Here is a 12,555-nt window from a genome sequence, read left to right as displayed (position 1 = left end):
CCTTTACAACATAGAAAACCAGCTATGAAAACAGTGGCCGAAGAAGGAAAAACCCCAGCTATAGTTGCTTATCTCACGATTATAGGTACTATTATAGCCTATTTTATGAACAATGAGCATAAAAATCCTTTTGCCTCCTTTCACATTAGGCAGGCTTTAGGAATACACGTGACTTTTTACGTGTTGGGAGTCCTGGTGGGCTTATTTGACAGCTGGCTAATTTCATCGGCCTTTTATATTTTTATCGCCGTTTTAGGCATTTACGGGCTGGTAACCGCCATACAGGGCGAACAAAAAGAAGTACCAATTCTTGGTGCATATTTTCAAAAATGGTTTAGTACAATACAATAAATGAATACCAAACAACTTTCCCTACAACATCTTATAAGAAAACCCAAAATAGAATCTGAAATGCCGCCAATGCTTATTATGCTGCACGGCTATGGAAGCGATGAAAACGATCTTTTCTCTTTTGCTGAAGAGTTACCAGATGAGTTATTCGTGATTTCAGTAAAAGCGCCTTACGCGATGCAACCTTACGGTAATGCGTGGTATGCAATCCATTGGGATAACCAGGATGGAAAATTTAGCGACGATGAGCAGGCAAAAGAATCTCGTGAAAAAATCGTTGATTTTATAGATGAAGCGGTAGAAGCTTATCATTTAGATGCTAAAAATGTTACCCTTTTAGGCTTTAGCCAGGGCAGTATTTTAAGTTATGCAGTAGCACTCTCCTACCCGGAAAAAGTGAAAAATATAGCTGCACTAAGCGGTTATATCAACAAGGGGATTATAAAACCAGGATTTGAGAAAAACGATTTTTCAAACCTATCATTTTATTGTTCACACGGTTCGGCAGACCAGGTTATTCCTGTAGAATGGGCAAGAAAAACCAAACCTGTATTAGACGAGCTTAAGATTGAAAACAGCTATTCAGAATTCCCGGTAGGCCACGGTGTGGCACCACAAAATTTTTATGAATTGCGGGAGTGGCTTAAAAAAAGAATCTAATTTGCAGGATAGAGAAATGACTTTTCTGCATTTAACGCTAATTCTCCATTTTCATCTATTTCATAAGTAAAGAATACTTCGCCCCAATACTTACCATCGGTAAAATCGGCGATAACCCATTTATGATTTAGAATCTTGATCTTATTTATGCGCATATCACCTTCCATTCCAGCGAAAGGCACATAAGAGTTATCGGCATCTACTTTATTCTGACTCATGAGTTCGTTCTCTATAGCTTCAGAAACATTTACCGCTTCAATTCCTCTATTTTCAAAAAAGCTCATGGCGTCTTCATTATCCATCAAAGAAAAATAGCCAGTATTTTCGTTTAGTTCAGCTAAAGAGTCATTTTCAAACTCAAGTCTTTCTACCTCTCCTTTTAAATCCTGAATATCAGCATCTCTCGAATCAAGGATCTTCTTATCATTCACATAAATAAAAATGGTAAACAAAAGAGAAAAAATAAAAAGGTAGAGTAATAAGTTTTTACGCATTTTAAATAGTGATTTCTAGGTTATCAAAGGCAACGAATACATTTTCCGGTAGTTGTTCCTGAACTTCATCATGAAAGCCGAGCAAATGGCTAATATGGGTTAAATAGGCCCTTTCTGGCTTTACCCGTTCTATAAACTCTAAAGCTTCTTCAAGGTTTAAATGAGAATGATGTGGCTCAATTCTTAAGGCGGTTACTACCAAAACCTTTACACCATCAAGCTTTTGTACTTCTTCTTCCTCAATAGATTTTAGATCGGTGAGATAAGCGAAATCTTTAAGCCTAAATCCAAAAACCTGTAAGCGATTATGCTTATAATCTATTGGTGTGATCTTTAGATCGTTAAAATAAAAAGGTTTATTTACAATTTCGTGCTCAATTACCCCTGGAGCTCCGGGATATTTGTTGGTTGAAGTAAAAATATATTCAAAGCGCTTTCTTAAGGAATCCAGTACCCGTTTATGGGCAAAAACCGGAATATCTCCCTGCCGGAAGAAAAATGGCCTAATATCGTCTAAACCTGCGGTATGATCATTGTGTTCGTGCGTGTACAAAATCGCATCCAGGTTTTCTATAGGATTAGAAAGCATTTGCATCCTAAAATCGGGGCCACAATCAATAAGGATATTATTGCCTTCCCATTTTACCAAAACCGAAACCCGCAAACGCTTGTCTTTTGGATTTTCACTAAGGCATACTGGGTGCTTGCTACCTATTATTGGAATTCCCTGAGAGGTGCCTGTGCCTAAAAATATTACTTCCAAGAATTATATGTTTTCCCGCAAAAGTAAAGATAATTTTTTTCTATACCTTACCGTTTTTAGTACCTTTGGTATACACAAAAAGAAATCACACTTAAAAGAAAAATTATGCCAATTACAATAATGGGCGATAAGGAATTTGAAAATGTTCCTTCTATAAAAAGTAAAGCACTTCGCATTAATTTAAATGAAAATATCTACGGAACTTTTTCTGAAATTGGTGCCGGCCAGGAGACTGTAAGGAATTTCTTTAGAGCTGGAGGCGCTTCTGGTACTATTGCGAAAGCTATGAGTGCTTACGATAAAGATTTTAGTGATGCTATTTATGGAGTTGAAAATGACAGGAGATATGTAACTGAAGCGCGATTAAAAAAGATGCTTTCTCATGAAATTGGCTTGATTGAACAGCGAATTTCCCGCGAAAAACATCCTAATAAACTTTTCTTTAGTTATGCCAATACCGTTGCAACTATAGATTTTGCAAAAAAATATAAAGGTCACGGATGGGTAGGCATTAAATACCAGGTAAGCCCGGAAGAAGATTACAATGAAATAAGCCTGCACGTAAGATTTCACGAAAATGACGCACGTCACCAGCAAAATACTTTAGGAATACTTGGTGTAAACCTTATTTATGGTGCTTATTACAAATACGATAATCCAAAGAAACTTTTACGTTACCTCTACGATCATATAGATAAAGATCAAATAGAGATTGATACCATAAACTTTAGCGGACCTAGATTTAAAGGTGTAGACAATCGCCTAATGAGTTTACAATTGGTAAAAAACGGAATGACAGATGCCGTAATGTTTGCGCCTGATGGAAATAATGTTCTGCCTGCTAAAATTCTTTATAAAAAGAATATTCTTGCTTTCCGCGGAAGTTTTAGACCGGTGACTAAGGTTAATATGGATATGTACGAGCGTTCGCTTGAATTATTCCTTAAGGAGAGCAAGGTTGAAAAAGAAAACACCGAAGTTATTTTTGAAATCACCTTATCTAACCTCAGGGCCGAAGGTGAAATTGATGAACGTGACTTTATGGACAGGGCAAAACTTTTATGTTCTCTGGGACAAACCGTAATGATCTCCAATTTCCAGGAATATTACCGTGTGGTTGAATACTTCTCAAGATATTCTAAACAACGCATGGGCTTAGGTATGGGTGTGAATAATCTTGTTGATGTATTTGATGAGAAATATTACAGGCATTTAAGTGGTGGAATATTGGAAGCCTTCGGAAAATTATTCTTTAAAGATCTTAAGGTGTACCTCTACCCTCTTAAAGATCCTGAAACCGGAGAAATCACTACCAGTGATAATCTTAAAGTGCATCCTAGAATGAAAGAATTGTATAAATTCTTTAAATATAACGGAAGAGTTGAGGATATAGAAAATTACAATCCTGATATTCTAGACATATACTCCAGGGAAGTACTTCAAATGATTAGTGAAGGAAAAGAAGGTTGGGAAGATATGTTACCCGAAAAAACTACTAGAATGATTAAAGAGCATAATCTTTTTCATTATAAGGAAAATAAGAAAAAAGCAGAAACTGAAGTATAGTTTCCTACACTTTAGCGCATAAAAAAATCCGGATGAATCATCATCCGGATTTTTTATGTTTAATGATTATCCGAAATTTATTCGGAGATCTATGGTTTAATAATTTGACCTTAAGCCACTCGCTCTATTATGGCGCCAATGGCTTTAAGACGTTCATCTATATTTTCGTAACCTCTGTCTATTTGTTCAATATTATGAATCGTAGAAGTTCCTTTAGCTGAAAGCGCTGCAATAAGCAAAGAAATACCTGCTCTAATATCTGGTGAAGTCATTGTAGTAGCTTTTAACTGCGACTGGAAGTCATGGCCAATTACTGTAGCACGGTGCGGATCACACAAAATAATCTTTGCGCCCATATCTATCAGTTTATCCACAAAGAATAAACGGCTTTCAAACATTTTTTGATGAATTAGTACACTTCCGCGAGCTTGTGTAGCCACTACCAGAAGAATACTCAATAAATCTGGTGTAAATCCCGGCCACGGCGCATCACTAATATTCATTATAGAACCATCTATAAAGCTTTGTACTTCGTAGCCATTTGTATGTGCAGGAATAAAAATATCGTCTTCCCTGCGCTCAATGGTAATTCCTAATTTTCTAAAGGTAGTTGGAATAATACCCAGCATATCCCAGCGAACATTCTTTATTGTAATTTCGCTTTTGGTCATTGCAGCCATCCCAATCCAGGAACCTATTTCTACCATATCTGGAAGAATTCGATGTTCACAACCTTTTAAAGACTCTACTCCTTCAATAGTTAAAAGATTAGAACCAACACCACTAATTTTAGCGCCCATTGAATTTAGCATGGTGCAAAGTTGCTGTAAATAAGGTTCGCAGGCTGCATTATAAATAGTAGTAGTTCCTTCGGCAAGTACGGCAGCCATTACTATATTGGCGGTTCCGGTAACTGAAGCTTCTTCTAAAAGCATAAAGTCTCCCTTTAATCCATTTGGTGCTTCAACACCGTAGAATCGCTCTTCTTTATTATATCTAAACTTAGCACCAAGTTTTATGAATCCTTCAAAATGTGTATCCAGTCTTCTTCTACCAATTTTATCTCCACCCGGCTTAGGAATAAAACCTTTACCAAATCTTGCTAAAAGTGGCCCTACGATCATTATTGATCCTCGTAAACCGCTACCGTCTTTTTTAAATTGTTCGCTGCTTAAATAATCAAGGTTTAGATCATCACTTTTAAAAGAATAACTTCCTTTTCCAAGCTTTTTGATCTTAACTCCAAGGTTTTCCAGGAGCTGAATTAATTTATTTACATCCAGAATGTCTGGAATATTATTGATAACAACTTCATCTGAAGTTAATAATACGGCACAAAGAATTTGCAGGGCTTCGTTTTTGGCTCCTTGCGGCTGAATTTCTCCACTAAGTTGCTGCCCGCCTTCAATTTGGAAAGTTCCCATGAAAGTAAAGTATTTTTTTAGTAGCGCTTACGTCCACCTCCACCTTTGCGGTTGGACTTTTTAGGATGATTGTTTTTACTGCTGTGTTTCTTCTTATTTCTAACAAGACTGGAAGCATCGCTAAGATCTTCGTCGGCATTCTTTAAATTAATTTTACCGCCGCTAAGTTCACGAAGATGTTCAAAGATCACATCATCTTCTACTGCATCACGATTCCAGTTTAGGTAAGATTTCTTCATATGGTTGGCTATCGTCAAAACCAAACCTTCTTTTAAAGGGCCTTCCTCCCAATCTTTAACCTCGTTGATCATACGGTTAATATTGTTTCCGTAGAAACGATATTTTGGGAAATTCTGCGGATAACCTAACATTTCAGGTCGCTCTTCCAGCATTTCTCTACTAGGCTTAGGGAAAGGTGATTCTACATCAAGTTTAAAATCACTAATTATAAATAACTGATCCCATAATTTATGCTGAAAATCTGGCACATCACGTAGATGCGGTTGCATATTACCCATTACGGCAATTATAGATTTCGCAACCTGGTTACGTTCTTTATCGTCTTCAATTTCTACGGCTTCCTCTACCATTTTTTGAAGATGTCTTCCGTATTCAGGAATAATTAAGTGGCTCCTTTCGGAGTTATATTCTAATGCGTGTGTCAAAATTGAAATTTATAAGATGATACTTTACTCGATAATCGAGACTTAAATACTTTGAGCTCAGGCTCAAAATCAAAAAATCTTCCCTTTAATGCCTCATAGGCTTCCCCGAGAGGTAATTTACTGTAGAAGTTAATCGCTGCAAAATACTAAATATTATCGGGATAGATAAAATTTTTAAGAATTTAAAAAATAAGGCCATTTAAAGCTCGCTCAGGAAATTGAAACTTATTTCTTTCCTCAGAACTAGCTTAATATAATTTACAACTGTTTCTAGATTGATTAAAGGGAAATCACTCCTTCCACTTTATTTGCAACTTCCTTATATTTTTCAATTACAGCATCAGGATTTTTCATTCGCACATTTACAGAAGTGCTTATATACGTTCCCTTTTTTGATTTTTTAGTAGTTATTACAGCTCCCATATTATCAAAAATATCTTCAATAGTTTTCACCTGATTTGACTTTGTTGGTACTATAAATTTATAAAGATACTCAGATGGCCAAAGAGATGTTTCCTGCAATTGCGACTTTAATTTGCTATAAAACTCTTCCTGATCTTTCGCTCCACTCATAATTTTCTAACTTAAATTTAGTTTGCAAAGATACATGGATTGAATACATTTTTATAATCAATTTCAAATGTCGAAATTTGCAGCGTGAAAAAACAAAAAATAGTAATTACCGGCGGCCCCGGTACAGGGAAGTCTTCAATAATTCGCCAACTGGAAAAACACGGGCACGAATGCCTGCATGAGATTTCCCGGCAGGTAACCTTAGAAGCACAAAAACAGGGAATTGCTCAGTTATTTCTCGAAAAACCAGTGCTATTTAGCGAAAAGTTACTGGAAGGACGAAAAATTCAGCACAGGGAAGCCGATATGATCCCTACTTCTACTATATTTATAGATCGCGGCATTCCAGATGTTTTGGCATATATGGATTATTTTAAAACAGAGTATTCTACATATTTTACTGATGCCTGTACAGAATATACTTACGATAAAATATTCTTTTTACCGCCCTGGGAGGAAATTTATCAGAGTGATAACGAGCGTTACGAATCTTTTAAAGAAGCCAGTCTAATTTCAAAATATCTTTTTGAAACATATAAAACTTACGGTTACAACCCCATTGAAGTCCCTAAAACCTCAATTATTGAAAGAACTCAGTTTATTTTAAATCAAATTGAATAAGCTATTTGCAGGATGCACATCACATATTAAAAAAATACTGGGGACATTCGTCCTTTAGGCCGCTGCAGGAACCCGTAATTGAGAAACTCCTGGAGCAAAAAAATGTGCTTGCCTTAATGCCTACCGGAGGCGGAAAATCGCTTTGCTTCCAGATCCCTGCGTTAATGCAGGAAGGAATTTGTATAGTAGTTTCTCCTCTTGTGGCTTTAATGGAAGACCAGGTGAACGCGCTTCAGCAAAAAGGTATCAAAGCAATGGCTTTAACCGGCGGAATGACCTATCGCGATCTAGATGCTGCTCTTGATAATTGTATCTACGGAAATTATAAATTTCTCTATTTATCTCCTGAAAGGCTTCAACAAGATCTAGTGCAGGAACGCATTAAGTTGATGAATGTTAACCTTATTGCTGTAGATGAAGCCCACTGTATTTCGCAATGGGGTCATGATTTTAGACCGGCTTATCGCAATATTTCTCAATTAAAAGACTTAAAACCCAGCACACCATTTATTGCGCTTACCGCCACTGCAACCCCGGGCGTAGTTAAAGACATTGTGAAAGAGTTGGAACTTGAAAATATAGAAGTCCTCAAAGACTCCTTCTACCGGGCCAACTTAGCTTATAATGTACTAAAAGCTGAAGATAAATATTATCGCCTGGATCAACTATTGAATAACAAAAACGAGCCTGCGATAATCTATGTAAGAAGTCGGAAAGCCAGCCTTGAAATTGCTGATCTATTAAATAAAAAAAACTTTAAAGCTGATGCCTTTCACGGCGGATTACAACCAAAAGAAAAGACGAAAAGACTTAGCGACTGGCTAGAAAATAAACATCAGATCATGGTGGCCACCACCGCTTTTGGAATGGGAATAGACAAAGCCGATGTACGGCAGGTTATTCATCTTAATCTTCCGGAATCTTTAGAAAGTTATTTTCAGGAAGCCGGCCGTGCCGGGAGAGATGGAAAAAAAGCGATCGCCACTATTTTAACCAATAAGAGCGATATTCCTATTTTAAAAAATCAGTTCCTTGCAAATTTACCGCAGCTGGAAGATGTAAAACTGGTTTATAAAAAACTAAACACCTATTTCAGGATCGCTTATGGCGAAGGGGAGCAAACCGAACATAATTTTAGTTTTTCTGAATTTTGTGCTCAATATGAACTTCCGTTTTCTAAAACTTACGAAGTACTTCAGCTTTTAGACCGGTGCAGCGTATTAAAACTTTCAAAGGAATTTCATAAAAAAACAAGTATACATTTTACGGTTTCAGGAAAACAGCTTCAGTTTTATTTAGACCAGAACCAGAAATACGAAAACTTTGTCAAGGCTCTTTTAAGAACCTATGGCGGAATTTTAGAAAACAAAACGAATATAGATCTGGCTTCGGTTTGCAAAAAATCTAATACCGATCAAAGAACAGCACTTAAATATCTTGAAGAATTAGAAAAAGTCCAGGTTTTGGAATATGTTTATGCCGAACATGATGCTACTGTGCTATTTTTGGTTCCAAGGGAAGACGATTCGGTTATTTTTCCGCTTGCACCCTACATAAAACAGCATAATAAATCTAAAAAAGAAAAAATTGATGCGGTCTTAAGCTATTTAGAAAACGATAAAATTTGCCGCAGTAAACAACTTTTAGCTTATTTTGGAGAGGAAAAAACTGAAAACTGCGGTATTTGTTCGGTTTGTCAAAAACAAATAGCACCGCTAACCAGGGAGCTTAAAAACGCTATTTACCTGGAAATTATGAAAGTTTTAAAAACCTCTAAAGCTTCTTCCCGCGAACTTACTGAAGCAATAAATTATCCGGAAGACCAGGTTTTAGAAGTATTACGCTTATTATTAGATAAAGAATTAATTTCCCGTGAATCAGGGAATAGCTATAAAATTAATAATTAATGAGATCATTGAGAATAGTATTTATGGGCACGCCAGATTTTGCCGTGGCCAGCCTGGAAAGTATATTAGACGCAAATTATAATGTAGTTGGTGTAATTACCGCTCCCGATAAACCCGCAGGTAGAGGAAGAAAATTACAGGAAAGCCCGGTTAAAAAATTCGCGATAAGCAAAGGTTTAAAAGTGTTGCAGCCAACAAATCTAAAAGATGGAGCTTTTATTGACGAATTAAAAGCTCTAGATCCCAATGTACAGGTAGTAGTTGCTTTTAGAATGTTACCTAAGGTGGTTTGGGATTTGCCACAATTTGGCACTTTTAATCTACATGCTTCCCTGCTTCCGCAATATCGGGGTGCGGCGCCAATTAACTGGGCTATTATCAATAACGAGAAAAAAACCGGCGTTTCTACTTTTTTTCTAGATGAAAAAATTGATACTGGAGCAATGATCCTTCAGAAGGAAATAAATATAGCTGCAGAAGAAAGCGTTGGAGAACTCCATGATAAGCTAATGGAATTAGGAGCTGGAGTGGTAGTTGAAACTTTGGAGCTTATAGAGAAAGGTAACCTCACCCCCACTCCGCAGCCATTTGACCAGTTACTAAAAGACGCGCCAAAGCTTAATAAAGAGAATACGAAGATTAATTGGGACGATTCATTAGATCAAATCTATAACCTAATTCGCGGGCTCAACCCTTATCCGGCAGCCTGGTCTATTTTGTTTAACCATGGAAAAGAAGAAAAAGTTAAGATCTATCATTGTAAAAAAGAAATTGCCAGTCATTCTTTAGAAAATGGAAGTATTCTAGTTGAAGATAAAAAGCTGAAGGTAGCAACAGAGGGAGGTTATCTTATAATTGAAGAATTACAACTTCCCGGAAAACGAAAGATGGATGTAAAATCGCTTTTAAACGGTTACGATTTTTCAAAAGGAGCAAAATTCCTCTAAGGCCTTATGGTTACTGAAACGGTAAAAAATCAACTAAATCGAGACTTGTTTATTAACAAAATGACCGACTTATTAACAATATCCTGCATTTCCCTTGATATTACTTGCACGGCCGAGAATTCCATATAAATTTGTAGAGCAATTTAACAGAATGTTTAACCAACAATTTATTTAAAATTCAAATTATGAACAAAACAGATTTAATCGACGCAATGGCTGAAAATGCTGGAATTTCTAAAGCAGCAGCAAAAAAAGCCCTGGAATCTTTCTTGGAAAACGTAGAAGGTTCTCTTAAAAAAGGAGATCGCGTTTCTTTAGTAGGATTTGGATCTTGGTCAGTTTCTAAAAGAGCTGCCCGTGAAGGAAGAAACCCACAAACCGGAAAAACTATTAAAATTGCTGCTAAAAATGTAGTGAAATTTAAAGCCGGTGCAGATTTACAAAAAGCTGTAAACTAATAATTTGTATTAGTAAAACATTGGAAGCCTCCTCTATGGGAGGCTTTTTTAATGAAAATACTTTAGCATTTTATTTGATTTTTTTTAAATAAATGGTAGCTTAGAGTAAAACTACGCTAAAATGATCGCTTTAAAACCAACCAAAGGCCATCTATTGGTAGCAGAACCATCTATAATTGGAGATGTTGCATTTAACCGCTCTGTGGTGCTACTTGCCGAGCATTCTGAGGCGGGTTCTGTAGGTTTTATACTCAACAAAGTGCTGGACTTCACTTTAAAAGATCTTGTTCCCGATCTCTCTGCTAACTTTAAGATCTATAACGGCGGCCCGGTAGAACAGGACAATCTTTACTTTATTCACAAAATACCAGATCTTATTCCGCAAAGCGTAGAAATAGCGAATGGCATTTATTGGGGTGGCAATTTTGATGTGGTTACAGAACTAATTAATCAAGGCTTAATTAGCGAAAAAGAGATTCGATTCTTTTTGGGATATTCCGGTTGGGACGCTAACCAGTTAAACGAAGAACTAAATTCACATTCCTGGATCATTACCACCAATGAAGATACAAAAGACATTATAGAGCGTCCTTACCGTTCTTTTTGGAAAGATAAAATGATGCAACTGGGCGGAGAATATATATTATGGTCTAACGCACCAGAAAACCCAAGCTATAATTAACCTAATCTTGCTTTTACATTTAATTTTGAAAGCAGATCTTTAGCTATTTTATTCTCAAATTTCTTTTTACGATATTTAGTTATCGGTTGAATTCCTGTAATCACATTAGTGATAAACAATTCATCGGCTTTTTGAAGCTCAAAAGGAGAAATTGAAGTTTCTTCTAAAGTTAGATCGGGTATGGTCTTAATTATTTCAAGCAGCTTTTTCCTGGTAATCCCGTTTAATGCACCGTCTGTTAACGGTGGGGTTTTGATCTTATCACCTTTTACGAGAAAAAGATTTCCGTTAAGGGCTTCCACTACGTTTTTCTTTTCGTTAATCAGGAAACAGTTTTCATACCCGTTTTCTGAAGCGAAAATACTTCCAAGAACATTAATAGCGCGATTATTCGATTTAATGGTAGAAAATAATCCACTGGTTATATAATGATCTTTAAAGAGCTCAACTTCATAATCTTCTTCGTTCAGCAAATAAAATGCGTCTGCAAGTTCTTCTGTAGTAATAATAAATCCAATTTCACGAGTAGCAGGTCTATAGTAGCCGCCCTCTTTACGATAGGCCGAAAATTTCACACGCGCTGCAGTGGTATCCAGGCCATTTTCTTTTACTAGATCTAAAATTTCTTCTTCGAGAAATTCAGGAGAAAAATTTGCAGGAATCTCCATTCGCATGATGCGCATTGAAGCCATTAACCTGAAATAATGATCTTCCCAGAACATTATTTTTCCGCTAATTACGCGAATGGTTTCAAAAACAGCATCTCCATAGGCAAATCCACGATTGGTTATCGAAAGTGATGCTTTATTTTCCTCTACTAAATTTCCGTCTAGATTTATCATAAAAAAGCCCCGTTTTAGAACGGGGCAAAGGTAATGTTTATCTTAGAAATATTAAACCGATCCTAGTACCTGTTTAAGATCTGAAATCATATTTTCCCATAACATTTTGCCTTCTTCCATTTCATCTTCATCTTCGGCAAAATCGGTAATCATTATTGAAACGTCTTTTGTAATTTCGTCTACCTGAATTCTTATTTCGAAAAAATATGGAGTGTCTTCATCATCCAGCCACTTAAATTTTACGCGCTCATCACTCTTTTTGCTTACCAATTTGGCTTTTTCTTCACTTCCTTCCCAAATAAAAGTAAACAATTCGCCCCTTGAATTTACATTATCGGCATACCATTCACTTAATCCTGAAGGGGTTGATATATATTGGTATAACAATGAAGGAGAAGCGTGAATGGGAAATTCCATTTCGTACTTGATCTTATCTTCCATTTTTAGATTTAATTAGTTTCGGGCAATATAGATATTAATTGGAAGGATAAAAAGAAAACAAAATAAATATTTTAGAAAATAATGTTTGCGTCAAAACAAAATGTTTATATATTTGCACCCGCATTCACAATGAGTGTTAATGCTAGCTAAGTCACGCCAGC

15 protein-coding genes are annotated in these 12,555 nt (G+C 36.3%); 8 read left to right on the top strand and 7 right to left on the bottom strand.

Features of this window, described 5'->3' with window-relative positions; genetic code table 11:
- The first annotated feature begins 24 nt into the window (after nt 1-24).
- Together APB85_RS08930 and APB85_RS08925 are read left to right on the top strand one after the other, a co-directional pair.
- A complete protein-coding gene (locus APB85_RS08930) occupies nt 25-351 on the top strand; it encodes a DUF4870 domain-containing protein (protein WP_057483023.1) in 327 nt (108 codons plus the stop codon).
- Nucleotides 352-1,011 (top strand): alpha/beta hydrolase, encoded by a 660-nt coding sequence (locus APB85_RS08925; protein ID WP_057483022.1) that lies wholly within the window; start codon nt 352-354, stop codon nt 1,009-1,011.
- Here the strand turns inward: APB85_RS08925 and APB85_RS08920 are convergent.
- Both APB85_RS08920 and APB85_RS08915 read right to left on the bottom strand, forming a co-directional pair.
- Nucleotides 1,008-1,505 carry a hypothetical protein gene (locus APB85_RS08920; protein ID WP_057483021.1) on the bottom strand — a complete coding sequence of 166 codons (498 nt, stop codon included), beginning with the start codon at nt 1,503-1,505 and terminating at the stop codon, nt 1,008-1,010. The two genes, APB85_RS08925 and APB85_RS08920, sit on opposite strands and share 4 nt — an antisense overlap.
- Before the next feature lies 1 nt (nt 1,506).
- Nucleotides 1,507-2,268, bottom strand: coding sequence for an MBL fold metallo-hydrolase (locus APB85_RS08915; protein WP_057483020.1), 762 nt, complete (start codon nt 2,266-2,268; stop codon nt 1,507-1,509).
- A 105-nt stretch (nt 2,269-2,373) separates the two neighbouring features.
- Between APB85_RS08915 and APB85_RS08910 the strand changes: the two genes are divergently transcribed.
- A complete protein-coding gene (locus APB85_RS08910; protein ID WP_057483019.1) occupies nt 2,374-3,834 on the top strand; it encodes a hypothetical protein in 1,461 nt (486 codons plus the stop codon).
- Between the two features lie 110 nt (nt 3,835-3,944).
- Here APB85_RS08910 and murA read toward each other — a convergent pair whose 3' ends face one another.
- The 3 genes from murA to APB85_RS08895 all read right to left on the bottom strand — a co-directional run bounded on the left by murA (nt 3,945) and on the right by APB85_RS08895 (nt 6,496).
- Nucleotides 3,945-5,258 (bottom strand): UDP-N-acetylglucosamine 1-carboxyvinyltransferase, encoded by a 1,314-nt coding sequence (gene murA / locus APB85_RS08905; RefSeq protein WP_057483018.1) that lies wholly within the window; start codon nt 5,256-5,258, stop codon nt 3,945-3,947.
- 17 nt (nt 5,259-5,275) lie between these two features.
- Complete coding sequence (locus APB85_RS08900) at nt 5,276-5,923, bottom strand: DUF4290 domain-containing protein (protein WP_057483017.1); 648 nt, start codon at nt 5,921-5,923, stop codon at nt 5,276-5,278.
- A 279-nt stretch (nt 5,924-6,202) separates the two neighbouring features.
- The gene (locus APB85_RS08895; protein ID WP_057483016.1) at nt 6,203-6,496 is read right to left on the bottom strand and encodes a DUF493 family protein; all 294 of its coding nucleotides are present in this window, start codon (nt 6,494-6,496) and stop codon (nt 6,203-6,205) included.
- Nucleotides 6,497-6,580: 84 nt separating this feature from the next.
- Here APB85_RS08895 and APB85_RS08890 point away from each other — a divergent pair, with 84 nt between their 5' ends.
- The 5 genes from APB85_RS08890 to APB85_RS08870 all read left to right on the top strand — a co-directional run bounded on the left by APB85_RS08890 (nt 6,581) and on the right by APB85_RS08870 (nt 11,111).
- The gene (locus APB85_RS08890) at nt 6,581-7,117 is read left to right on the top strand and encodes an AAA family ATPase (RefSeq protein WP_057483015.1); all 537 of its coding nucleotides are present in this window, start codon (nt 6,581-6,583) and stop codon (nt 7,115-7,117) included.
- 5 nt (nt 7,118-7,122) lie between these two features.
- Nucleotides 7,123-9,024 carry a RecQ family ATP-dependent DNA helicase gene (locus APB85_RS08885; protein WP_057483014.1) on the top strand — a complete coding sequence of 634 codons (1,902 nt, stop codon included), beginning with the start codon at nt 7,123-7,125 and terminating at the stop codon, nt 9,022-9,024.
- Nucleotides 9,024-9,971 carry a methionyl-tRNA formyltransferase gene (fmt, locus tag APB85_RS08880; RefSeq protein ID WP_083482232.1) on the top strand — a complete coding sequence of 316 codons (948 nt, stop codon included), beginning with the start codon at nt 9,024-9,026 and terminating at the stop codon, nt 9,969-9,971. Before APB85_RS08885 ends, fmt begins: the two co-directional genes overlap by 1 nt.
- A gap of 185 nt (nt 9,972-10,156) precedes the next feature.
- Complete coding sequence (locus APB85_RS08875) at nt 10,157-10,429, top strand: HU family DNA-binding protein (RefSeq protein WP_057483012.1); 273 nt, start codon at nt 10,157-10,159, stop codon at nt 10,427-10,429.
- Between the two features lie 121 nt (nt 10,430-10,550).
- Nucleotides 10,551-11,111: a YqgE/AlgH family protein gene (locus APB85_RS08870; protein WP_057483011.1), complete on the top strand. Its 561-nt coding sequence runs from the start codon at nt 10,551-10,553 to the stop codon at nt 11,109-11,111.
- On the opposite strand, the gene APB85_RS08865 is transcribed toward APB85_RS08870, so the two are convergent.
- Nucleotides 11,108-11,953: an aminotransferase class IV gene (locus APB85_RS08865; protein WP_057483010.1), complete on the bottom strand. Its 846-nt coding sequence runs from the start codon at nt 11,951-11,953 to the stop codon at nt 11,108-11,110. The two genes, APB85_RS08870 and APB85_RS08865, sit on opposite strands and share 4 nt — an antisense overlap.
- A 51-nt stretch (nt 11,954-12,004) precedes the next feature.
- Nucleotides 12,005-12,394 carry an START-like domain-containing protein gene (locus APB85_RS08860; RefSeq protein WP_057483009.1) on the bottom strand — a complete coding sequence of 130 codons (390 nt, stop codon included), beginning with the start codon at nt 12,392-12,394 and terminating at the stop codon, nt 12,005-12,007.
- Nucleotides 12,395-12,555: the final 161 nt, after the last annotated feature.

The organism is Salegentibacter mishustinae, assembly GCF_002900095.1.
In the GTDB taxonomy this organism is placed as follows: domain Bacteria; phylum Bacteroidota; class Bacteroidia; order Flavobacteriales; family Flavobacteriaceae; genus Salegentibacter; species Salegentibacter mishustinae.
Note: the sequence above shows the minus strand (reverse complement) of the source record. Positions and strands in the feature narration are given on the sequence as shown.

Bases quoted from the DNA above. Each gene is read 5' to 3' on its own strand.
- APB85_RS08930 (WP_057483023.1), top strand. From the start codon at position 25: ATGAAAACAGTGGCCGAAGAAGGAAAAACCCCAGCTATAGTTGCTTAT.
- APB85_RS08925 (WP_057483022.1), top strand. From the start codon at position 352: ATGAATACCAAACAACTTTCCCTACAACATCTTATAAGAAAACCCAAA.
- APB85_RS08920 (WP_057483021.1), bottom strand. From the start codon at position 1,505: ATGCGTAAAAACTTATTACTCTACCTTTTTATTTTTTCTCTTTTGTTT.
- APB85_RS08910 (WP_057483019.1), top strand. From the start codon at position 2,374: ATGCCAATTACAATAATGGGCGATAAGGAATTTGAAAATGTTCCTTCT.
- murA (WP_057483018.1), bottom strand. From the start codon at position 5,258: ATGGGAACTTTCCAAATTGAAGGCGGGCAGCAACTTAGTGGAGAAATT.
- APB85_RS08895 (WP_057483016.1), bottom strand. From the start codon at position 6,496: ATGAGTGGAGCGAAAGATCAGGAAGAGTTTTATAGCAAATTAAAGTCG.
- fmt (WP_083482232.1), top strand. From the start codon at position 9,024: ATGAGATCATTGAGAATAGTATTTATGGGCACGCCAGATTTTGCCGTG.
- APB85_RS08875 (WP_057483012.1), top strand. From the start codon at position 10,157: ATGAACAAAACAGATTTAATCGACGCAATGGCTGAAAATGCTGGAATT.
- APB85_RS08870 (WP_057483011.1), top strand. From the start codon at position 10,551: ATGATCGCTTTAAAACCAACCAAAGGCCATCTATTGGTAGCAGAACCA.
- APB85_RS08865 (WP_057483010.1), bottom strand. From the start codon at position 11,953: ATGATAAATCTAGACGGAAATTTAGTAGAGGAAAATAAAGCATCACTT.
- APB85_RS08860 (WP_057483009.1), bottom strand. From the start codon at position 12,394: ATGGAAGATAAGATCAAGTACGAAATGGAATTTCCCATTCACGCTTCT.